The following is a 20,719-nucleotide window of genomic DNA, read 5'->3' as shown; positions in this document are numbered from 1 at the left end:
CGTTCGATAATGGGGAGCATGAGCGAAATGCCGTCCTTCTCGTTGCCGGCCGGTCTGCCGCGGCTCGAACGCTGTGCCGTGATGGGCGTGGTCAACGTCACGCCCGACTCCTTCTCGGACGGCGGGCTCTGGCACGACCCCGCCAAGGCGATCGCGCACGGGCTGGCCCTGCGGGCCCGCGGCGCGGACCTGGTCGACGTCGGGGGCGAGTCGACCCGGCCGGGCTCGCAGCGGGTGCCCGAGGACGAGGAGCTGCGCCGGGTGATCCCGGTGGTGCGCGAGCTCGCCGACGCCGGGGTGACGGTGTCGGTGGACACCATGCGCGCCTCGGTCGCCGAGCGGGCCGTCGAGGCCGGTGCCGCGGTCGTCAACGACGTCTCCGGCGGGCTCGCCGACCCGGCGATGGCCCGGGTGGTCGCCGAGACCGGCGCGCCCTTCGTGGTGATGCACTGGCGCGGGCAGTCCGCCGACATGGACAAGCTGGCCGTCTACGGTGACGTGGTGCGCGACGTGGTCGCCGAGCTGACCGACCGGGTGGACGCGCTGCTGGCGGCCGGCGTCAAGGAGGACCAGCTGATCCTCGACCCGGGGCTCGGTTTCGCCAAGACCGCCGAGCACAACTGGGCGCTGCTCGGCCGGCTGGACGCGCTCACCGCGCTCGGCCGTCCCGTCCTCGTGGCGGCTTCGCGCAAGCGGTTCCTGGGTACGCTGCTCGCCGACCCGGCAACCGGGGAACTGCGCCCGCCGCGGGAGCGCGACGACGCGACGGCCGCGGTGTCGGTGCTGTCGGCCCGGGCCGGGGCCTGGGCGGTGCGGGTGCACGACGTGTCCGGCACGGCGGACGCCGTCCGGGTGGTCGCGGCCTGGCAGCGCGCGGCGCGGCTGGGCCACACCTGCCCGACGACGGGCAAGGACGGCGGGGTGAGGGAGGGTCTGTGACAGGTGACGGCAGGTTGAGCGGCGGTACGGCCGGACGGGCCCGCGAGGCGGACCTGGAGGCCGTGCTCGCGGCGAACCGAGGACTCTACGAGGCGTTGGAGCGGGGCGACCTGGAGGCGGTCGAGGACGCCTGGCTCGGCGCCGCGGACGCCGACGACAAGGGCGGCGTGGTGTGCGTGCACCCCGGCTGGCCGGTGCTGCGCGGGCGGGCGCAGGTGACCCGTTCGTACATGTTGATCATGGCGAACACGGAGTACATCCAGTTCTTCCTGACCGATGTCGAGGCCGAGGTCCACGGTGATGTGGCCCTTGTCACGTGCACGGAGAACATCCTCTCCGGCGGTGAGGCGGAGGAAGAGGGCGAACTCGGACCGCTGGTCGGCGGAAAGGTGGTCTCGACGAATCTGTTCCGCCGTACCCCGGCCGGGTGGAAGCTCTGGTCGCACCACGGTTCACCCGTTCTGACCAGCGGTGACGAGGACGACGAGGACTGATTCCGGCGACTGCGGAAATGCCGTGCCGGGAAGCCGCCCGGGAATTCCCGAGTGGTCACCGAACGTTCACGTCAATCGCCATTCCGGTGCGCGTGGCGTCGTTTGCTGCCGGGTAGGACGGTCAGGCGTTGTCCGTGCTCGCGGGTAGATTCGAAACGGAGTGGCGGGCGTGCTGCCCGCCTTCGCCCTGCCCGTCCATGCCTTTTCTCCGGGCGGGGCCCGTCCGACTGGGAGCAGTGATTCGTTTGCTGGACCGCGTCACCCTGCGGGGGCTGCGAGCCCGGGGCCACCACGGCGTCTTCGAGCGCGAGCGCGTCGAGGGCCAGACCTTCGTGGTCGACCTCGTGCTGTACCTGGACACCCGCCCCGCCGCGTCCGGAGACGACCTCACCCGCACGGCGCACTACGGCATCGTGGCCGAGGAGGTCACGGCGATCATCGCCGGGGAGCCGGTCGACCTGATCGAGACCCTGGCCCAGCGCATCGCCGACCAGTGCCTCAAGCACGAAGCGGTCGAGGAGGTCGAGGTCACCGTGCACAAGCCGGACGCCCCGATCACCGTGCCGTTCGACGACGTGACCGTGACCATCCACCGGGGCCGCGCATGACCGCCACCGCGCGCCCGGTATCCGATGCAGAGGACTTGCGATGAGTACCAGCGACCCGACCGCCGCGCCGAACGCGTTCGACCTGGAGAGCCGGGTGGACTCCGCCGACACCACGCTGCACAGCCAGCGCTGCGCGGTCGTCGCGCTCGGCAGCAACCTGGGCAACCGGCTGGACACCCTGCAGGGCGCCGTCGACGCGCTCGCCGACACCCCGGGGCTGAAGATCAAGGCCGTCTCCGCGGTCTACGAGACCGAGGCCGTCGGCGGCCCCGAGGAACAGCCGAACTACTACAACGCGGTCGTGGTGCTGCGCACCTCGCTGCCCCCGCGGGACCTGCTGGAGCGCGGCAACGCGATCGAGGACGCCTTCGGGCGGGTGCGGACCGTCCACTGGGGTCCGCGCACCCTGGACGTCGACATCCTGGCCTACGAGGGCGTGCTCAGCGACGACCCGCAGCTGCTGCTGCCGCACCCGCGCTCGCACGAGCGGGCCTTCGTGCTCGCCCCGTGGCTGGACGCCCAGCCGGAGGCCGAGGTGCCCGGGCACGGGCGGGTCGACGCGCTGCTGGGCGCGCTCGGCGGGGCGGACGCGCAGGGCGTGAAACGCCGCGACGACATCCGGCTGACGCTGCCGGAGTAGCGGACCGGGCTGCCGAACCCCTCCGGGCCGGAGCGGCCCGCAGGCGAGCGGGCGAGTCCCCGCCCCGCCCCGAGCCGGGTTCGAGGGCGAGTGGGCGAGTAAGGGTCCCGGGGAACTCGGCCGGGGGTCCGGCCGTACGAGTAGGTGACCGTCGTACGCGCGGGTGTCCGCCCGGCCGGGCCCGGTACGGTGGCCTGGCGCCGTCGCGTCGGGCCACCGGGCGGGCGGCCGGCTCTGGTACCCCGGGAAGGACCTGCTCCGAGTGAAGCTGCTTCGCCTCCGCCTGCTGATCGGCATCACCGCCGCCACGACGGCGCTGTCCTGGGCAGGCTCCAAGCTCTGGGCCTCCCTGGACACGCTGCCGGCCGTGCCGGGCGCGGCGCCGATCGTGCTGGGGGTGGTGGCGGTGATCCTGCTGGCGACCGGGCTGTCGCTGCGGGCCCGGCTGAAGGCGGTGCGCGAGCGCCAGCCCGGCGCCAAGGGGGTCGACCCGCTGCTCGCGGCCCGGGCGGTGGTGCTGGGGCAGGCCAGTGCGCTGGTCTCGGCCGTGGTCACCGGCATCTACGCGGGCGCGGGGATCTACCTGCTGGGGGAGCTGGACGTGTCGGCCCGCAAGGATCAGGCCGTCACGGCCGGGTTCGCGGTGCTGGCGGGGGCCGCGGTGATCGCCGCGGCGCTCTGGGTCCAGCACGTCTGCAAGCTGCCGGAGAACCACGACGGCCCGAACGGCTCGGGCGGTCCGGCGGCCTCGCACCGCTGAGCAGGGCTTTCTTGGTGATCTTGAGTGAAAACCCGGGCACGTGCGGTAAAAACCGCACCCTGTCAAGGGTGGAACGGGACCCTGGGCTGACAGAGCCCCAATTCGCACGCTAGTTTCTTGGCATGTCTCGCGGACGCCACCGTCATTCCTCCGTCCTCGGCCGGGTGTTTCCCCCCACCGCCGCCGGCGTACTGCTGGTAGCCGCACTGGCCGCTCTGCTTTTCAGTCAGGACACCATCCTGGTGCGCTCGGTGGGGATCGCGGCGGTGATCGCGACGCTCGGCTTCGCGCTGCTGCTGCGCCAGCGGGACAAGGCGGCCCGGGCGGCCGCCGAGATGTCCGCGGCGCAGCGGCTGCGGGCCGAGGAGCGGTTCGAGGAGCAGCTGGCGGAGGCCGAGTACGCGGCGGAGGTCGCCGAGGAGCGGGCCACCCGCTTCGGCCGGCGGCTGACGGCGGAGAAGTCGCGGCTGGCGAAGGCCGAGACCGAGATCGCCCGGCTGCTGCGGGAGCGGGCCGTGTCGGTGGCCGAGCAGGCGCTCAAGGAGGCCGAGGCGGCCCAGCGGGCGCTCGCCGCGAGCCGCCCCAAGTACCCGGCCAGCCCGGCCGCCTACGTGCGCGCCGCGGCCGTGCTGCGGCTGCTGGAGCGCCGGGCGGCGGAGCAGGAGGCGCGGCGGGCGCTGACGGCGGGCTCGGAGGTCGCGCTGCGGGCGCGTACGGCGCCGGCTGCGCCGGTGGGCCCGGCGGCGGCCCCGGCGGTCGCCGCGGTGGCTGCCCCGGCTGTGCAGACGGCCCCGGTGGCCGTGCCCGCTCCGGTGGCGCCCGCGGTGCCCACGCCGGCGCAGGCGCCGGTGGCCGAGCCCGGGATGCGGTCCGCGTCCGTGCAGCCCACGTCCGTACAGCCCGCGCCGGTGCGTCCGGCGCTGACCGCGACGGTCGGTCAGCTGGGCGGGACGCCGGCCGTCCAGGCCGCGGCGCCGGTGCCGACGGAGCGGCAGCGGCCGCGTCCGGCGCAGTCCGGGCAGGTGCGCGGGCAGGGCTTCAGCTTCTTCGGTCGTGGCCAGGGCGCAGCGGTGCGTCCGGCGGCCCCGGCGCCGGCGGTGGGCAGCGTCGCCGAGCTGGGCGAGCGGGCCGACCTGGCGGACGTGGTGGGCGACGAGGCGGTGGCCGCCAAGGCCGAGGCCGAGGCCCGGGCCGCCGCGGCGGGCGCGCCGGTGGACGGCGCGCGGGCCGTGGAGTCGGCGGAGCTGCCGGCCGAGCTGCCGGAGCAGGGCGAGCCGACCGTGGTGGACCTGACGCCGGAGGACGAGACCGAGCTGATCCAGCTGCCGGAGCTGCGCGCCTCGCGCTGAGGGACCTGGACGAACGCCGCGGCGCGGGAAGTCGGACGGACCGGCTTCCCGCGCCGCGGCGTCGTCAGAGGGGGCGCCGGTGCCTCAGAGCTGGACGCCGAAGTCCTGGGCGATGCCCGCCAGGCCGGAGGCGTAGCCCTGGCCGACGGCGCGGAACTTCCACTCGCCGCCGTTGCGGTAGAGCTCGCCGAAGATCATCGCGGTCTCGGTGGCGGCGTCCTCGGAGAGGTCGTAGCGGGCGATCTCGGCGCCGCCGGCGGCGTTCACCACGCGGATGTAGGCGTTGCGGACCTGGCCGAAGTTCTGGCCGCGGGCGATGCCGTCGTAGATGGTGACCGGGAAGGTGATCTTGGCGGCCTCGGCCGGGAGGCCGGACAGGTTGATGTTGATCGACTCGTCGTCGCCCGCGCCCTCGCCGGTGCGGTTGTCACCGGTGTGCACGACGGTGTTGTCCGGCGTGCTGGTGTTGTTGAAGAAGACGAAGTGGGCGTTGGACAGCACCTTGCCGTCCGCGTTCAGCACGATCGCGCTGGCGTCGAGGTCGAACTCGGCGCCGGTCGTGGTGCGGACGTCCCAGCCCAGGCCGACGGTGACCGCGGACAGGCCGGGGGCCTCCTTGGTCAGCGAGACGTTGCCACCCTTGGAGAGGCTCACTGGCATGGCGATTGCAGTCCCTTCGTTCGCTTCGTGCGCTTTTCCCCGGGACAACGCAATACTCCGGCGGCTTGGTTCCACGGGGACCGTGAATTCTTCGCGCAGGCCAAATGGCAGGGCAAAGCCCGGGCAAAGACGGGGCTCAGATTCGGCGGAACCGGCCCTGCAGCGACCAGATGTTCGGGTTGTCGGCCAGATCGGGGTGCATGTCGAAGAGGTCGGCGAGGGTGTCCTGGAGGAAGTCCCGGGCCTCGCGGCGCAGGTCGCTGTGCCGGATCACGGCCGGCGGCTCGTCGGGCAGCCAGGTCGCGGTGACCTCGACCCAGTTGAAGCGGCGGGCGAAGCGCAGCAGCTCGGTGTTCTGGGTGAAGTCGAGGTCGGCGGTCTGCACCCGGGCGGCCCGGCTGCCGTCCGGGTCGCGGTCGAGTTGCTCGGCGATGTCGCACAGGGCCCAGGCGAAGTCGAGCACCGGCACCCAGCCCCAGGCGGTGGACAGCTCCGCGCCCTCGGCGTCCAGGTAGACGTCGCCGCAGAACAGGTCGTACCGCAGGGCGTGCACCGACGCGGAGCGGTAGTCCGTCTGCGGGGGGTCGGGGAAGCGGTTGGAGAGGGAGTAGCCGAGCTCGATCACGTAGGCCATTGTCGGGGGTCGGGCGAGTCCCCGATAACCGGGTGACCGGGCGGGGTGGGAGCGGGATGATGGGCGCATGCCTGAGCCCATCCGCGTACGGGGGTCGGTGGTCGTCCCCGACGCCGAGCTCGTCTGGCGCTTCTCCCGTTCTTCCGGCCCCGGTGGCCAGCACGTCAACACCTCGGACTCCAAGGTCGAGCTGCGGTTCGACCTGGCGGCCACCAGGGCGCTGCCCGAGGTGTGGCGCGAGCGCGCCCTGGAGCGGCTGGCCGGGCGGCTGGCGGACGGCCGGGTGCTGGTGGTCCACGCGTCGGAGTTCCGCTCGCAGTGGCGCAACCGGGAGGCGGCCGCGGCCCGGCTGTCGGCGCTGCTGACCGAGGCCTGCGCGCCGCCGCCGAAGGCCCGGCGGGCGACCCGGCCGAGCCGGGGGATGGTCGAGCGCCGGCTGTTCAACAAGCGGCACCGCTCCGAGCTGAAGCAGGGCCGCCAGGCGCCGCGGGGCGGCGAGTAGGGCGCGCCGGCGGCTCAGCCCAGGGCGCGGTAGCCGCCGCGGAAGTAGAGCAGCGGGCGGCCGCCCGGGTCGGGTACGGCGGCCTCCAGGACGCGGCCGATCAGCAGGGTGTGGTCGCCCGCGGGTATCCGCTGTTCGGTGCGGCACTCGACGGTGGCCAGGGCGCCCTCGATCAGCGGGGCGCCGGTGCGCGGGCCGCGGTGGTGCGCGGTGTCGGCGAACAGCAGCCGGTCGCTGAGCCGGCCCTTCATGGCGAACCGCGAGCCGATCGTCTTCTGCCCCTCGGTCAGCACCGAGACCGCCCAGGTGTCGACCCGGGAGAGCGCCTCGTCCATCCGGGAGTCCTCGCGCACCGAGACCAGCACCAGCGGCGGCTCCAGCGACACGGAGAGGAAGGACGTGGCGGTCATGCCGATGTCCTCGCCGTCCTCCGGGTCGTGGACGGTCACCAGGCTCACGCCGGCGGCGAGCTGGGAGAGTGCTGCCCGGAACTCGTCGGGCGTGGCTTGGGAGGCAGCTTCGGGCTGCGGTGACGGGTACACGTACCGCACGGTAGTCGTCACCCGCGGGAAACGGCATCGGGCCTTGGTCGTAGGACCGGCGGCGCAGCCTGGGAGTTGCGGCCGGCGGCCGGACTCACTCCCGGGAGTGAAGTGGGGGGACGGGCGGAGGCAGTCGGCTTCAGCCGGTGGCCGGGGTGGTCGACCACGGGAAATGGTCCGATAGCGCTTGATGTCCCGTTTGGGGCGGATGAACTGATTAAGGGCGCATTAGTGTCGTGTGATTTAAGTCACAAGTGGCGGCCTATTGCTGACCGAGCGTGCCGAACGCTGTGCTCCCTGTGATTCAGTTCTTCTGGCAATCGGACGATAACCAATCAAGAACTATCCGAAGCAGCCGGGGAGCCCCCGCATGGAAGCCGAGTCGGAGCCGTACGTCCGTCTCGCGACCCTCCGCACCTTGCACCGGGTCGTGGCGGACCTCAACGCTGCCCGCAGCCTCGCGGGCACGCTGCAGGCCGTCGTCGAGGGCGCGGTGCACGGGCTCGGCTTCGACGCCGCCGCGGTCAGCCTGGTCCGGCCGGACGGCGACCTCGTGGTGGCGGCCGTCTGGGAACTGGAGGAGAGCCCGATGGGCGGGCCCTCCGTCCTGCTCGGGCAGGTCGGCTCCCGGGAGTCCTGGGACCGGCTGCTCGGCGTCAGCGACCACTGGGGCACCCTGCGCTTCCTGCCGTACGACCGCGGCTGGGCCGTCGCCAGCGACATCCCGCGCTGGATCGGGGACGGCGCGCTGCCCGTGTACGCCAACGACTGGCACCCCGCCGACGGGCTGCTCGCGCCGATGTACAGCGCCGGCGGCGACCTGCTCGGGGTGCTCTCGGTGGATCGCCCGCGCAGCGGCAAACGACCCGGGGCCTGGACCCGCGAAGCGCTGGAGATGTTCTCCCTGCAGGCCTCGATCGCGATCGGCAACGCCCGGCTGCGGGCCGAGATGCAGCGCGCGCTGGCCCGCCTGGAGAAGGAGCAACAGGCGCTGCGGGCCAGCGAGGAAAGCTTCCGCCAGGCCTTCGAGTACGCCCCCAGCGGGATGGCCATCACCGAACTGCACGGCGCCGGGCGCGGCCAGTTGACCAGGGTCAACGACGCGCTGTGTCGGTTGCTCGGCCGCCCCCGGGCGGTGCTGCGCCAGCAGAGCTTCGCCGACCTCGTCCACCCCGAGGACCGTGCCCTGCTGGAGCGCACCAGCGCCGAGAGCGGCCGGGCGGAACTGCGGCTGTCCCGGCGGGACGGCGGCTACCAGTGGGTCTGTCTGCGCAACTCGATCGTGGCGGACGCGGCCGAGGGGCCGAGCTTCCTGCTCACCCACGTCGAGGACATCGAGGACCGCAAGCGGCACGAGTTCCAGCTCGCCCACCGGGCCAGCCACGACGCCCTCACCGGCCTGCCCAACGGCGCCGAGCTGAAGGCCAGGCTGGCCCGTCGGCTCTGCGCCCAGCCGCAGCCGGTCGGCGCGGCCGCCGTGCCGGCCGAGGCGGCCTACCCGCCGCCGTACGGCTACCCGGGCGACTCCTACAGCGCCCACACCGCCCACGACGCGCTGGAGGGCGCGGACCCGTACGCCGGGCCGGTGCACGGCTACGGGCTGCCCGAGGGCGGACTGCCGCCCGGCCTCGGCCCGGGCTACGGGGAGCACGTGCACGCGGTGGTCCCGGCCGACCACGGGCCCGGCGGCGAGGCCTGGTCCGCGCCGTTCCGCTCCGGCGGCGCGGCCGCGGCGGAGAAGGGGCTCGCGGTGCTCTTCTGCGACCTGGACGGCTTCAAGTCGATCAACGACCGCTTCGGCCACAACGCGGGTGACGCGGTGCTGGTCGAGGTCGCCCGGCGGCTGAGCCAGGCCGTCCGGGACGGCGACACGGTGGCCCGGCTCGGCGGCGACGAGTTCGTGGTGCTGGCCGACGGCATCGGCCGGGAGGAGGCGAAGGACCTCGCCCACCGGCTGCGCAACGCGATCATCCCGCCGATGCGGATCGACGGGCGGGCGATGCGGGTGGGGGTCAGCCTCGGGATCGGCTGGGCCGGCTGCGGGATGAGCATCGAGGAGGTGCTGCACACCGCGGACGAGCGGATGTACGACGAGAAGCGGGCCCGGGGAGGGGCGGTGCGCGGGGCGCGGGGCGAGCGTTCGCACCGGCGGGCGGGCTGAGGCCGGGCGGGCCGGGGCGATGCCGGGCTCGGCGCTGCGGGGCTCGGTGGCCTGAGGTCCGACGAGGTTACCCGTGAGTTGTCAAGGGTTCTTTTCCAGCCGTCACACGGGACAGGTAGGGTGCCCGGTACGACAGCGTCCATGATCTGCGCAGCCCACAGTCCGGCGGCGCGCAACGGATGGGGGAGCAGACCACCGTGACGACCGACGGCAGCAACGGAGTGCCCGAGGGCCAGGGGGGCGGTGCCCCGCAGGACGACGACCCGTTCGGCTACCTCTACCGCCCGGCCGACGGCTCCACCGGGCAGCCGGCCGAGCCGCAGCAGGGGGTCCCCCGCACGCCGTACAGCCGTCCCATGGAGGTCGGGCGGGCGCAGTACGGCCAGCACTACCCGCAGGCGGGGCCGCCGCGGGCGCAGCAGCCGTACGGTCAGCCGGCGGCGCCGCAGGGTTACCCGGGCGGCCAGCCGCAGGGCCCGTACGGTCAGCCGGTCGGCGTGCCGCAGCAGGCCGAGTACGGTGCCGCGCCCACCCAGCAGGCCCGCTACGCCGAGCACTCCCGGCCGCAGCCGGGGGAGGAGCCGAGCAGCAGCGGCCGGAGCAAGGGCGCGGTGATCGGTGCGGTCGCCGTGGTCGCGGCCATCGCGATCGGCGCCGGGATCGCGCTCTCCAAGGGCGATCCGGACGGTGGCAAGGAGGCCAAGGGCGGTACCGCGACCACCGCCGCGCCGGGGCCCGCCACCCCGGGGCCGACCGGCACCGCCGCGGGTGCCTCCCCGTCGGCCAGCGCCACCCCGGTGTCCGGCCCGTCGACCGTGGACGCGGGCCAGCTGCAGGGGCAGAACGCGCCCTCCGGCAACAGCGTCAAGGGCGCCAAGTCGGCGGACGGCAGCTACCTGACCCTCCAGCCGGGCGGCTCGGTGACCTGGACCGGCGAGATCGCCACGGCCGGGACGTACAAGATGTACGTGCACTACAACTACGCGGGGAGCGCGGCGATCGCGGGCGCGGTGGCGGTGAACGGCAAGGACTGGCCGAGCGGTGTGTCCTACAAGATCTACGGGCCCGCCCCCAAGGACCAGACCGCCGCCTGGTACACCACCTGGATACTGCCGCAGTTCCAGGCCGGGTCGAACTCGGTGACCCTCACAGTGCCCTCCGGGGCGGTCCTGATCGACCAGATCTCCTTCGAGCCGTACGGCGGCTGAGCCGCCCGGAGCCGAACCGCGGCCGCCCGTCCCCGTGGGGGAGGGCGGCCGTCGGCGTCTCCGGTGCTCGGTCAGGCGGGTTTGACGGTGGAGAAGGCGTCGCCGCCGAGCACCCAGCGGCCGTGGCGCATGACGGCGACCAGGTCGTAGCCGGTGGAGTCGAGCACGACGAGGTCGGCGAGTTTGCCGGTCTCCAGGGAGCCGACGGTGTCGGCGAGGCCGAGCAGGCGCGCGGGGGTGGCGGAGAGCGACTCGACGGCCTGGCTCAGGCTCAGCCCGTTGACGGTCACCGAGCGCTTGAACGCCACGTCCAGGGTGAGGGTGGAACCGGCGATCGCGCCGCCCTCGACCAGCCGGGCCACGCCGTCCTTGACCTGGACTTGGAGGGGGCCGAGGGGGTAGAGGCCGTCGCCCATGCCGGCGGCGCCCATGGCGTCGGTGATGAGGGCGACGCGGGTGGGGCCGGCGGTGTTGTAGGCGAGGTCGAGGACGGAGGGGTGGAGGTGGATGCCGTCGTTGATGAGTTCGACGGTGACGCGTTCGTCTTCGAGGAGGGCGACGATGGGGCCGGGGGCGCGGTGGGCGATGCCGGGCATGGCGTTGAAGAGGTGGGTGGCGACGGTGGCGCCGGCGTCGATGGCCTGGAGGGTGGTGGTGTAGTCGGAGTCGGTGTGGCCGACGGCGGCGATGATGCCGAGGTCGGTGAGCATGCGGACGGAGTCGAGGCCGCCGGGGAGTTCGGGGGCGAGGGTGACCATTTTGGCGTGGCCGCGGGCGGCGTCGAGGAGTTTGCGGACGAGGGCGGGGTCGGGGTCGCGCAGCAGGTCGGGGCGGTGGGCGCCGCAGCGGTTGTGGGAGATGAAGGGGCCCTCGAAGTGGATGCCGGCGAGGGTGCCGTCCTCGACGAGTTCGGAGAGGACGGCGGCTTGGCGGGCGATGTCGTCGATCTCGCCGGTGACGGTGGAGGCGATGGTGGTGGTGGTGCCGTGGTGGAGGTGGGTGCGGGCGGCGTGGAGGGCTTCTTCGGCGAGGCCGGAGGCGTAGGAGGCGCCGCCGCCGCCGTGGACGTGGAGGTCGACGAAGCCGGGGACGACGGTGTGTCCGGTGAGGTCGAGGTCGCCGGGTTCGGTGTCGCCGCCGAGGGCCGCGATGCGGGTGCCCTCGATCGCGAGCCGGTCGCCCTCGACGACGCCGCCGGGCAGGACCAGGCGGGCGCCGGCCAGGACGGTACGGTCACGGTCCGCGGTGGTCACGCGGTCACCTCCAAGGTGAGCAGGTCCCAGGCGAGCAGGCCCGCGCCCAGGGATGCGGCGGTGTCTTTGAGCATGGCGGGTACGACCTTCGGGGGCATCTGGAAGGTCAGGCGCTCGGTGACCGCCGTGCGCAGCGGGGTGAAGAGCGTGTCGCCGGCCTCGGCCAGCCCGCCGCCGACGATCACCGTGGACGGGTCGAGCAGGCTCTGGGCGAGGATGATGCCGTCCGCCAGGGCGTCGACCGCCCGCTGCCAGACGGCGATCGCGCGGTCGTCCCCGGCGTCCACCGCGGCGGCGCAGGATGCCGCGTCGGCGTCGGGGTCACCGCCGGCCTCGGCCCAGGCGCGGGAGACGGCGGAGGCGGAGGCCAGCGTCTCCAGGCAGCCGCGGGCGCCGCAGCCGCACGGCGGGCCGCCCGGGCGGACCACGACGTGGCCGATCTCGCCGCCGTAGCCGTGCGCGCCGGCCTCGATCCGGCCGTCGATGCCGATGGCGCCGGCGATGCCGGTGCCGAGCGCGACGAACAGGAAGCGGTCGACACCGCGGCCGGCGCCGAGCCGGCCCTCGGCCAGGCCGCCCGAGCGCACGTCGTGGCCGAGGGCGACCGGGATCGCGGTGCCGTCGGGCCCGGCCAGGCGTTCGCCGAGGAGCTTGCGCAGGGGGAGGTCCCGCCAGCCGAGGTTGGCGGAGAAGACCGCGATGCCGTTCTTCTCGTCGATCGTCCCCGGGACGGCGACGCCGGCCGCGAGCGGGGCGACGCCGAAGCGGCTGCGGCCCTCGTCCGCCAGGTCGGTGGCGAAGTCGAGGATGGCGGCGACGACGGCGTCCGTGCCGTGCTCCCGCCCGGTCGGTCGGCGGGCCTCGAACAGCACGGAGCCGTCCTGGGCGAGCAGCGCGGCCTTCATGCCGGTGCCGCCTACATCGAGTGCGATGACGTGCTTCACGGAGGACAGTTTCCCTTGGGTGGTGGAAGAGGTCTAGTCCAGTTGTCGGATTGGTCTGGTCCACGTGGGGTGAGCTGTGTCGCAGCCGTGCGGACGGGGGGCTTCGGGGTGGATGGGTCCCCGGGCGGATGCGGATGCCGGTGTTGCGCATCGTGCAACGACCTCGGGCACTTCGATAACTACTGGGGCGGGGTGGGCCAGTGGTGTGGACCAGTGGTCGGCGTTTTTGACAGTGTGGCGCCTCTCCCCTGCCGGTATCCCTCGTTCCGGCGGTAGTTCTTCCCCTAAGGCGGTACCCGCGTTGAACAGGCGCGTCCACGTTCCCACCCGTGTGCTCGGCAGTGTGCTGGCCGGAGCACTGGCACTCACCGCGGTCGGCGCGTGCAGCGGGCAGGGCGACGGGACCGTCACCCTGAGACTGGTCGCCGCGGACTACGGCGAGAGCCCGGAGACCAACTCCCGGCACTACTGGGACGGCATCGCCAAGGCCTTCGAGGCCGCCAACCCGGGGATCAAGGTCAGCGTCGAGGTGGACAGCTGGACCGAGATCGGCAAGAAGGTCGAGGACATGATCGCGGCCGGGAAGTCGCCCGACCTGCTGCAGACCGGCGGCTTCGCCGACCAGGTCGCCGCGGACCGGCTCTACCCCGCGTCGGACGTCCTCTCGGTGGACACCCAGGCCGAATTCCTGGACACCTTCGCACACGCCGGGCAGGTGCTCGGGAAGCAGTACGGCATCCCGTTCGTCTCCTCGTCGCGGGTGCTCTTCTACAACAAGGCGATGTTCCGGCAGGCGGGGATCGCCCAGCCGCCGGCCACCTGGAGCGAGCTGCGGCAGGACGCCGAGAAGATCAAGGCCAAGGTGCCGGGAGTGACCCCGTACGGGCTCCCGCTGGGGCCGGAGGAGGCGCCGGCGGAATCCATGCTGTGGACGCTGAGCGGCGGCGGGAGCATCTCCGACGACGTGGGCAACTACACCATCGACAGCGCCCAGAACCAGGCCACGTTCGGCTGGCTCAAGGCCAACCTGGTGAGCACCGGGCTGACGTACCCGGACCCCGGAAAGATGAACCGCACGCCGGTGTTCCAGGACTTCGCGGCCGGGAAGGTCGCGATGCTGAACGGGCACCCGACACTGCTGCGGATGGCTGCCGCGGGGAACGTCGACTTCGGGACGGCGCCGATCCCGAAGAAGGACGGGGTCGGGCGGACCGGGAGCCTCGGGGTCGCGGACTGGATGATGGCGTTCAAGGCGAACGGGCACAAGAACGAGATCAAGAGGTTCCTGGCGTTCGTCTACGGCAAGGACAACCAGCTGAAGTTCGACGAGCAGTACAACCTGCTGCCCGTCACCCAGGACGCGTTCGACCAGATGTCGACGGACCCGAAGCACGCGGACCTCAAGCAGTTCGCGGTCGGGCTGACCAACGCGAGCTTCTACCCGTTCGGGGACCCGGCGTGGGGGCAGGTCAGCAGCCGGATCAAGGCGGGGATCGGGCAGGCGGTGACGGGGGATCCCAAGCAGGTGCTCGGGGGGTTGCAGGACGGTGCGGTGAAGGACGCGGCGCAGGTCCGTAAGTAGGGCTGCGCCGCGCGGGTTCTTCGCGGGCTCAGGGGAGGGTGATCGCGTAGGCCTTGCGGAGGGTTTCGTGGACCGTCCAGGTGGTGCGGTCGCCCTCGCGCAGGACTGCGCAGTCGCCGGGGCCGACCTCCAGGGTCGGGCCGTCCTCGATCTCGATGGTGGCCCGGCCGCTGAGGACCACGAACATCTCGTCGGCCTCCACGTCGGTGACCACGCCCGGGGTGATCTGCCAGATGCCGCGCAGGTGGCGGCCGTCTGGGCTCTCGGAGAGGACCTTGCCGGTGACCTCGGGGGTGCCGGAGCGGATCTGGGACGGGTCGAGCGGGTCGGGTTCGAGCTCGGCGTCGGGGATGTGCAGGGCGAAGCTGGGCTCGGGCGTGCGCGCGGTCATGGGGGTGACGTTAGCGGGGGCGCGGCGGGGGTGGGACGAGCAGTGTGTGTCGGGGTTGCGCGGGAGAATGACACTCCGTAGTGGCGGGCGGAGGGTGTCTTCGGTGGGCGAGCTGAGTGAGCGGGACCGGGCGGTGCTGGCGTTGGAGGGGCGGCAGTGGCGTACGGCGGGGGCCAAGGAGCGGGCGATCCGGGAGGAGCTGGGGCTCTCCTCGACGCGGTACTACCAGCTGCTGAACGCCTTGTTGGACCGGGAGGAGGCGTTGGCACACGCGCCGGTGCTGGTGAACCGGTTGCGGCGGGTGCGGGAGGCTCGGCGGGAGGCTCGCTGAGCCGGGCGTTCCCGGGTGGGGCCGGGGGTATGGGGTCGGGTATGGGATTCGAAGAGATGTGGGTGCCGACGACCGTTGCCGGGCGGGAGGGGGTGCGGGCGATTCTGGGGGCGCCCCGGGGGGCGGTGATCGCCTTGGACTTCGACGGGACGTTGGCGCCGATCGTGGCGGATCCGGCTCGGGCCAGGGCGCATCCGGGGGTGGTGGGGGCGTTGCGGGTGCTGGCGCCGGTGGTGGGGGCTGTGGTCGTGGTGACCGGGCGGCCTGCGGCGGTGGCGGTGGAGTACGGGGGGCTGGCGGGGGTGCCGGGGGTCGTGGTGCTGGGGCACTACGGGGCCGAGCGGTGGGAGGACGGGGAGGTGACGGCGCCGGAGGTGCACCCGGGGGTGGCGGGGGTGCGGGAGGCGCTGCCGGAGGTGTTGGCGCGGGTGGGGGCGCCGGAGGGGGTGTGGGTGGAGGACAAGGGGCGCTCGGTGGCGGTGCACACGCGGCGGACGGCGGCGCCGGAGGAGGCCCTGGAGCTGTTGCGGGCGCCGGTGGCGGAGTTGGCGGCCGGGTACGAGCTGGTGGTGGAGCCCGGGCGGTTGGTGCTGGAGTTGCGGCCGCCGGGGGTGGACAAGGGGGCGGCGCTGACCGGGTTCCTGCGGGAGCGGGGGGCGCGGTCGGTGCTCTATGCGGGGGACGACCTGGGGGACGTGGCGGCGTTCGCGGCGGTGGAGGAGCTGCGGGGCGAGGGCGTGGCGGGGTTGTTGGTGTGCAGCGGGGCGGTGGGGGACGCGCCGGTGAAGGAGTTGGCCGACCGCGCGGACCTGGTGGTCGCGGGGCCGGCCGGGGTGGTGGAGCTGTTGGGGGCGCTGGGGGAGGCACTCACTCCACGTTGAGCTGGGCCAGCGCGTTGAGCTGGTCGAGGAACCACTGCTGCGGGGGGAGGGCGGTGGCCGCCGCGGCGAGGCGCTTGGTGCGGTCGGTGCGCTCGGCCTCGGGCATGGTGAGGGCGGTGTGGAGGGCGTCGGCGGTGGCGATGACGTCGTACGGGTTGACCGTCAGGGCGTCGCCGGCGAGCTCGGCGTGGGCGCCGGCCTCCCGGGAGAGGACCAGGGCGCAGCCGCGGTCGGAGACCACGGGGACTTCCTTGGCCACCAGGTTCATGCCGTCCCGGATGGGGTTGACCAGGGCCACGTCGGCGAGGCGGTAGGCGGCGAGGGAGCGCGGGAAGTCGTCGTTGACGTGCAGGATCAGCGGCTGCCAGGTGGGGGTGGCGAACTCGGCGTTGATGTCGGCGGCGAGGTGTTCGACCGCGGCCGTGTAGTCGCGGTACTCGGCCAGGTCGGTGCGGGACGGGTAGGCGAAGGCGATGTGGACCACCCGGTCGTGCCACTCGGGGCGGGTGCGGAGCAGGTGCCGGTAGGCCTGGAGGCCGCGGACGATGTTCTTGCTCAGCTCGGTGCGGTCGACCCGGACGATGGTGCGGCGGTCGCCGACGGCTGCCCGGAGGGCGGCGAGGCGTTCGTCCACGTCGGGGCGGTGGGAGCGCTCGCGCAGGAAGTCGGCGTCGGCGCCGAGGGCGTGCACGCCGAGGTGGGTGGTGCGGCCTTCGTGGGTGACGGTGAGTGCGTCGTGGTCGACGGCGGCGCCGAGGAGGTCCGCGCAGCAGGCGGCGAAGGCGCGCGCCCAGCGCTCGGTGAGGAAGCCGGCCCGGTCGGCGCCGAGGATGCCGGTGAGCACGGATGCGGCGACGTCGTCGGGCAGCAGCCGGTAGTACTCGGGCGGGGCCCAGGGGGTGTGGGAGAAGTGGCCGATCCGCAGGTCGGGGCGGGCTTCGCGGAGCAGGGCAGGGGCGAGGGAGAGGTGGTAGTCCTGGACCAGGACGGCGGCGTTCGGGGCGGCTTCGGCGGCCAGGGCGTTCGCGAAGGCGGCGTTGTAGGCCTGGTAGGCGGCCCATTCGGTGCGGAAGCCGGCGTCGAAGGACGGTGCGGTGGGGGTCGCGTAGAGCAGGTGGTGGACGAACCAGAGGGTGGAGTTGGCGACGCCGTTGTAGGCGCGGGCGAAGGTCTCGGGGTCGATGTCCAGCATCCGGACGGCCTGTCCGCCGACGTCGTGGCCGGCCAGGTCGAGGCGGCCGTCGGGGGCCTCTCGGGCGGCTCTGCGGTCCGCGTCGTTCAGGCCCGCGCAGACCCAGACGGCGTTCGGGTCGTCGATCGCGGAGAGGCCGGAGACCAGGCCTCCGCCGCCGCGCCGGAGGGTCAGCGTGCCCTCGGCGGCGGTGCTGAACGACACCGGTCCCCGGTTGGAGGCCACCAGGATGGGGGCGGTGCCGGTCGCACTCGAACGTTCGGTCGTGAGATCGCCCATGATGGGGATGTTGCCGGGGGGTCGGGACGGCAAACCCTTCAGTGCCGGGTCGCGTACTCGGGGAGGGTGTGCATCGGGGGGCGTTCCAGGGCCGTCACCGGGTGGGTGTGGGCGGTGAAGGCGCGGGTGTCCGGGTCGCGGGCGAACTGGGTGAGGTAGGGGTGGACCAGGTCGGCGGAGGCTTTCAGGCGGTGGGTGCGGGCCAGGCGTTCGAGGGCGGTGCGGTAGATGGTGGCGGCCATCCGGCCGAGGGCCTGACCGTCCTGGTGGCGGTGGTGCCGGACCCCGACGTCCACCTGGGCCAGGGCGTCCAGCCCGGCCAGTTCCAACGCATCGACCAGCAGGCCGAGTTCGACGCCGTAGCCGGTGGGGAAGGGCAGTCGTTCGAGCAGTGAGCGGCGGGCCGCGTACTCGCCGCCGAGGGGCTGGACGAAACCGGCGAGTTCCGGCCAGTGGAGGTTGAGCAGGGGACGGGCGACGAGTTCGGTGACGCGGCCGCCGCCGGCCGGGACGACGGCGCCGCTCTCGGTCTCCAGCGGGCGGTCGTACATGGCCTTGACCAGCTGGATGGACTCGTCGGTCAGCAGCGGGCCGACGATGCCGGAGACGAAGGCCGGGTCGAACTCGCGCAGGTCGGCGTCGACGAAGCAGACGATGTCGCCGTGGGTGACCAGCAGCGAGCGCCAGAGCACCTCGCCCTTGCCGGGGGCGGCGGGCAGCCGGGGCAGGATGGCGTCCCGGTGTTCCACCCGGGCGCCGGCCTCGGCGGCGACGGCGGCGGTGGCGTCGGTGGAGCCGGAGTCGACCACGACGAGCTCGTCGACCAACGGGAGGCGTTCCATCAGCTCCCGGCGGACGGTGCGGACGATGTCGCCGACGGTGGCCTCCTCGTCCAGGGCGGGGAGCACCACGCTGACGGTGCGGCCGGTGCGTTCCTTGGCCGCGAGGAGGGCGTCGACCGGCCGGTCGGCCGCGCTCCAGGAGCGGCGGCGCAGCCAGGACGCCGCCTGCGGGAGGAGCTCGGGAGTCGGTTCGGCGGGCACGGAAGTCTCCTCGGCGGGGTCGGGTGGGACGGGCCATCTCGCGTGGCGGACGGTCCCGTTCAGGGTTGACGCCTTCGGATACAGTCTTCGTACAGCGGTCGGACCTTCGCACGCCGGGGTCGCCGTTGAGCAGCAACACAATTTCACAAGCTCATCCAGAGGGACTGAGGGAACGGCCCGTTGACGTCCCGGCAACCTTCTCGCTCGGCTGTCGTCGACAGGCCCCGGCGGGACAGGTGCCAATTCCGGCCTGTGGCGCGACCGCGCCGCGGGGAAGATGAGGAGAGAGGCCTCCGCCATCATGGCTATCGACCTTGCCGCACCTGTTTCCGTCGACCTGGGCCCGGCCACCGCGCTGTCCTGTCGGGAGTGCGGAACGCGTTTCCCCCTCGGCCCCAGCTTCGCGTGCCTGGAGTGCTTCGGCCCGCTGGAGATCGCCTACGAGTTCGGCGGCGAGGACGCCGAGGAGCTGCGCAAGCGGATCGAGGCCGGTCCGGCGTCCGTCTGGCGTTACGCCCCGCTGCTGCCGGTGCCGGCCGACGTGGCGTCCAAGCCCAACCTGAACCCGGGGTGGACCCCGCTGGTGAAGGCGGACAACCTGGGCCGGGAGCTCGGCTTCACCGCCCAGCTGCACATCAAGGACGACTCCGGGAACCCGACGCACTCCTTCAAGGACCGGGTGGTGGCCTGCGCGATCGAGGCGGCCCGGGCGTTCGGGTACACCACGCTGTCCTGCTCCTCGACCGGCAACCTGGCCGGTGCGGTGGGTGCGGCGGCCGCTCGCGCCGGGTTCCGCTCCTGCGTGTTCATCCCGCACGACCTGGAGCAGGGCAAGGTCGTCATGGCCGGGGTGTACGGCGGCGAGCTGGTCGGCATCGAGGGCAACTACGACGACGTGAACCGCTTCTGCTCGGAGCTGATCGGCGACGCGGCCGGTGAGGGCTGGGGCTTCGTCAACGTCAACCTGCGCCCCTACTACGGCGAGGGCTCCAAGACGCTGGCGTACGAGATCTGCGAGCAGCTCGGCTGGCGGCTGCCGGAGCAGATCGTGATCCCGATCGCCTCGGGCTCGCAGCTGACGAAGATCGACAAGGGGCTGCAGGAGCTGATCAAGCTCGGCCTGGTCGAGGACCGGCCGTACCGGATCTTCGGCGCCCAGGCCGAGGGGTGCTCGCCGGTGTCGGCCGCCTTCAAGGCCGGGCGGGACGTGATCAGGCCGGTCAAGCCGAACACCATCGCCAAGTCGCTGGCGATCGGCAACCCGGCCGACGGGCCGTACGTGCTGGACATCGCGCGGCGGACCGGTGGTGCGGTGGAGGATGTGACGGACGCCGAGGTCGTGGCGGCGATCCGGCTGCTGGCGCGGACCGAGGGCATCTTCGCCGAGACCGCGGGCGGGGTGACCGTCGGCGTGCTGAAGAAGCTGGTCGAGACCGGGCAGCTGGACCCGGCCAAGGAGACCGTCGCGATCAACACCGGCGACGGCCTGAAGACCCTGGACGCCGTCTCCGACGCGGGCATGACCGCCGTCATCCGCCCGACGCTGGAGTCCTTCCGCGCCGCCGGCCTCGCGTCCGCCTGACCACCTCCACCCCGCAAGGCCCCGCCCCCCCCGCAAGGCCCCACCCCGCAAGGAGAGCCATGAGCGCCACCGTCCGCATCCCCACCATCCTGCGCACCTACACCGACGGCGCCGCCGAGGTCACCGCCGAGGGCGCCACCCTGGCCGAGGTCATCGCCGACCTGGAGAAGAACCACGCGGGCATCTCCGCCCGCATCCTGGACGACACCGGCAAGCTGCGCCGCTTCGTGAACGTCTACGTGAACGACGACGACGTGCGCTTCGCCGAGGGCCTGGCGACCGAGATCAAGGACGGCGCCGGCGTCTCGATCATCCCGGCGGTGGCCGGCGGCTGCTGACCCGCCGCGGCCCCGTTTCCGGCCGCCCGCCCGTACGGAATTCCGCTCTCCGTACGGGCGGGCGGCCGCGTGAATTTCGGCGGGAATATTTCCCGGTCGAGTCGGAGTAGAGTGTGGCTCGGCTGGGAACAGGGCCTCCCTTTCGGCCTTCCGCGGTGTTCCACCGGAGGGCGTCCGGCCGGTGAGACCGGCGCGGGAAACATGTCAGGCCGATGTCAGAATTCGCGCGGGCATTTGAGTAATTCGTCCGCTATGTCCGGCGTGAAATGCGGAGATTTTCCCGGTTCACCCTGTCCTGTCCCTTGACAGTGCAGCGGAATTCCCGGCGGCTGACCCTGTTGCAGAGGGCTTCGGTCCGGATACATTCAGCGGCGGTCGACGCAATCAGCCGCCCACCGGAAGCCGT

The 20,719-nt window shown here is 73.0% G+C and carries 22 protein-coding genes and 1 riboswitch; of the genes, 14 read left to right on the top strand and 8 right to left on the bottom strand.

All coding sequences use genetic code 11. The features are described 5' to 3' along the window. The first annotated feature begins 18 nt into the window (after window positions 1-18). The 6 genes from folP to CRP52_RS13805 all read left to right on the top strand — a co-directional run bounded on the left by folP (window position 19) and on the right by CRP52_RS13805 (window position 4,790). On the top strand, window positions 19-939 hold the full coding sequence (gene folP, locus CRP52_RS13830; RefSeq protein ID WP_373560489.1) for a dihydropteroate synthase: 921 nt from the start codon (window positions 19-21) through the stop codon (window positions 937-939). A 14-nt stretch (window positions 940-953) separates the two neighbouring features. Then, the gene (locus tag CRP52_RS13825; protein WP_097236682.1) at window positions 954-1,433 is read left to right on the top strand and encodes a nuclear transport factor 2 family protein; all 480 of its coding nucleotides are present in this window, start codon (window positions 954-956) and stop codon (window positions 1,431-1,433) included. A 248-nt stretch (window positions 1,434-1,681) separates the two neighbouring features. Next, window positions 1,682-2,041, top strand: a complete 360-nt coding sequence (gene folB / locus CRP52_RS13820) for a dihydroneopterin aldolase (RefSeq protein ID WP_030059580.1) — start codon at window positions 1,682-1,684, stop codon at window positions 2,039-2,041. A 40-nt stretch (window positions 2,042-2,081) separates the two neighbouring features. After that, the gene (gene folK, locus CRP52_RS13815) at window positions 2,082-2,681 is read left to right on the top strand and encodes a 2-amino-4-hydroxy-6-hydroxymethyldihydropteridine diphosphokinase (protein WP_097236681.1); all 600 of its coding nucleotides are present in this window, start codon (window positions 2,082-2,084) and stop codon (window positions 2,679-2,681) included. A 262-nt stretch (window positions 2,682-2,943) separates the two neighbouring features. Continuing rightward, window positions 2,944-3,441 carry a DUF3180 domain-containing protein gene (locus CRP52_RS13810; RefSeq protein WP_097236680.1) on the top strand — a complete coding sequence of 166 codons (498 nt, stop codon included), beginning with the start codon at window positions 2,944-2,946 and terminating at the stop codon, window positions 3,439-3,441. A 122-nt stretch (window positions 3,442-3,563) separates the two neighbouring features. Further along, complete coding sequence (locus CRP52_RS13805; protein WP_143685737.1) at window positions 3,564-4,790, top strand: hypothetical protein; 1,227 nt, start codon at window positions 3,564-3,566, stop codon at window positions 4,788-4,790. A gap of 84 nt (window positions 4,791-4,874) precedes the next feature. Here CRP52_RS13805 and CRP52_RS13800 read toward each other — a convergent pair whose 3' ends face one another. Continuing rightward, window positions 4,875-5,450 carry a TerD family protein gene (locus CRP52_RS13800; RefSeq protein WP_097236678.1) on the bottom strand — a complete coding sequence of 192 codons (576 nt, stop codon included), beginning with the start codon at window positions 5,448-5,450 and terminating at the stop codon, window positions 4,875-4,877. A 136-nt stretch (window positions 5,451-5,586) separates the two neighbouring features. Next, complete coding sequence (locus CRP52_RS13795) at window positions 5,587-6,084, bottom strand: hypothetical protein (protein ID WP_373560488.1); 498 nt, start codon at window positions 6,082-6,084, stop codon at window positions 5,587-5,589. A gap of 67 nt (window positions 6,085-6,151) precedes the next feature. Here CRP52_RS13795 and arfB point away from each other — a divergent pair, with 67 nt between their 5' ends. Continuing rightward, window positions 6,152-6,586 carry an alternative ribosome rescue aminoacyl-tRNA hydrolase ArfB gene (arfB, locus tag CRP52_RS13790; protein ID WP_097236677.1) on the top strand — a complete coding sequence of 145 codons (435 nt, stop codon included), beginning with the start codon at window positions 6,152-6,154 and terminating at the stop codon, window positions 6,584-6,586. A 14-nt stretch (window positions 6,587-6,600) separates the two neighbouring features. Here arfB and CRP52_RS13785 read toward each other — a convergent pair whose 3' ends face one another. After that, window positions 6,601-7,137 carry a flavin reductase family protein gene (locus CRP52_RS13785; protein WP_373560558.1) on the bottom strand — a complete coding sequence of 179 codons (537 nt, stop codon included), beginning with the start codon at window positions 7,135-7,137 and terminating at the stop codon, window positions 6,601-6,603. A gap of 361 nt (window positions 7,138-7,498) precedes the next feature. Here CRP52_RS13785 and CRP52_RS13780 point away from each other — a divergent pair, with 361 nt between their 5' ends. Together CRP52_RS13780 and CRP52_RS13775 are read left to right on the top strand one after the other, a co-directional pair. Then, window positions 7,499-9,289 (top strand): GGDEF domain-containing protein, encoded by a 1,791-nt coding sequence (locus tag CRP52_RS13780; RefSeq protein WP_097236675.1) that lies wholly within the window; start codon window positions 7,499-7,501, stop codon window positions 9,287-9,289. Between the two features lie 197 nt (window positions 9,290-9,486). Next, window positions 9,487-10,497: a hypothetical protein gene (locus CRP52_RS13775; protein WP_143685735.1), complete on the top strand. Its 1,011-nt coding sequence runs from the start codon at window positions 9,487-9,489 to the stop codon at window positions 10,495-10,497. A 71-nt stretch (window positions 10,498-10,568) separates the two neighbouring features. Here the strand turns inward: CRP52_RS13775 and nagA are convergent, their stop codons facing one another. Further along, a complete protein-coding gene (nagA, locus tag CRP52_RS13770) occupies window positions 10,569-11,750 on the bottom strand; it encodes an N-acetylglucosamine-6-phosphate deacetylase (RefSeq protein WP_097236673.1) in 1,182 nt (393 codons plus the stop codon). Next, window positions 11,747-12,694, bottom strand: coding sequence for an ROK family protein (locus CRP52_RS13765; RefSeq protein ID WP_097236672.1), 948 nt, complete (start codon window positions 12,692-12,694; stop codon window positions 11,747-11,749). The genes nagA and CRP52_RS13765 overlap by 4 nt, the downstream gene beginning before the upstream one ends. 301 nt (window positions 12,695-12,995) lie before the next feature. Here CRP52_RS13765 and CRP52_RS13760 point away from each other — a divergent pair, with 301 nt between their 5' ends. Further along, on the top strand, window positions 12,996-14,276 hold the full coding sequence (locus CRP52_RS13760; RefSeq protein WP_257032462.1) for an extracellular solute-binding protein: 1,281 nt from the start codon (window positions 12,996-12,998) through the stop codon (window positions 14,274-14,276). 28 nt (window positions 14,277-14,304) lie between these two features. Here CRP52_RS13760 and CRP52_RS13755 read toward each other — a convergent pair whose 3' ends face one another. After that, the gene (locus CRP52_RS13755; protein ID WP_097236670.1) at window positions 14,305-14,667 is read right to left on the bottom strand and encodes a cupin domain-containing protein; all 363 of its coding nucleotides are present in this window, start codon (window positions 14,665-14,667) and stop codon (window positions 14,305-14,307) included. Window positions 14,668-14,734: 67 nt separating this feature from the next. Between CRP52_RS13755 and CRP52_RS13750 the strand changes: the two genes are divergently transcribed. Together CRP52_RS13750 and otsB are read left to right on the top strand one after the other, a co-directional pair. Beyond that, window positions 14,735-14,998 (top strand): DUF3263 domain-containing protein, encoded by a 264-nt coding sequence (locus CRP52_RS13750; RefSeq protein ID WP_097240064.1) that lies wholly within the window; start codon window positions 14,735-14,737, stop codon window positions 14,996-14,998. Window positions 14,999-15,054: 56 nt separating this feature from the next. Beyond that, on the top strand, window positions 15,055-15,879 hold the full coding sequence (gene otsB, locus CRP52_RS13745; protein WP_306458914.1) for a trehalose-phosphatase: 825 nt from the start codon (window positions 15,055-15,057) through the stop codon (window positions 15,877-15,879). On the opposite strand, the gene CRP52_RS13740 is transcribed toward otsB, so the two are convergent. Together CRP52_RS13740 and CRP52_RS13735 are read right to left on the bottom strand one after the other, a co-directional pair. Next, window positions 15,866-17,350 (bottom strand): alpha,alpha-trehalose-phosphate synthase (UDP-forming), encoded by a 1,485-nt coding sequence (locus CRP52_RS13740; RefSeq protein ID WP_097236668.1) that lies wholly within the window; start codon window positions 17,348-17,350, stop codon window positions 15,866-15,868. The two genes, otsB and CRP52_RS13740, sit on opposite strands and share 14 nt — an antisense overlap. Window positions 17,351-17,388: 38 nt before the next feature. After that, window positions 17,389-18,393, bottom strand: coding sequence for a glucosyl-3-phosphoglycerate synthase (locus tag CRP52_RS13735; protein ID WP_097236667.1), 1,005 nt, complete (start codon window positions 18,391-18,393; stop codon window positions 17,389-17,391). A gap of 148 nt (window positions 18,394-18,541) precedes the next feature. Next, a riboswitch (SAM riboswitch) is annotated at window positions 18,542-18,677 on the top strand. A 17-nt stretch (window positions 18,678-18,694) separates the two neighbouring features. Here CRP52_RS13735 and thrC point away from each other — a divergent pair. Both thrC and CRP52_RS13725 read left to right on the top strand, forming a co-directional pair. After that, window positions 18,695-19,975, top strand: a complete 1,281-nt coding sequence (gene thrC, locus CRP52_RS13730; protein ID WP_097236666.1) for a threonine synthase — start codon at window positions 18,695-18,697, stop codon at window positions 19,973-19,975. Between the two features lie 59 nt (window positions 19,976-20,034). After that, entirely contained in the window at window positions 20,035-20,313 is a 279-nt protein-coding gene (locus tag CRP52_RS13725) for a MoaD/ThiS family protein (RefSeq protein WP_097236665.1), read from the top strand. The last annotated feature ends 406 nt before the right edge of the window (window positions 20,314-20,719 follow it).

This window comes from Streptomyces sp. 1331.2 (genome assembly GCF_900199205.1).
In the GTDB taxonomy this organism is placed as follows: domain Bacteria; phylum Actinomycetota; class Actinomycetes; order Streptomycetales; family Streptomycetaceae; genus Kitasatospora.
Note: the sequence above shows the minus strand (reverse complement) of the source record. Positions and strands in the feature narration are given on the sequence as shown.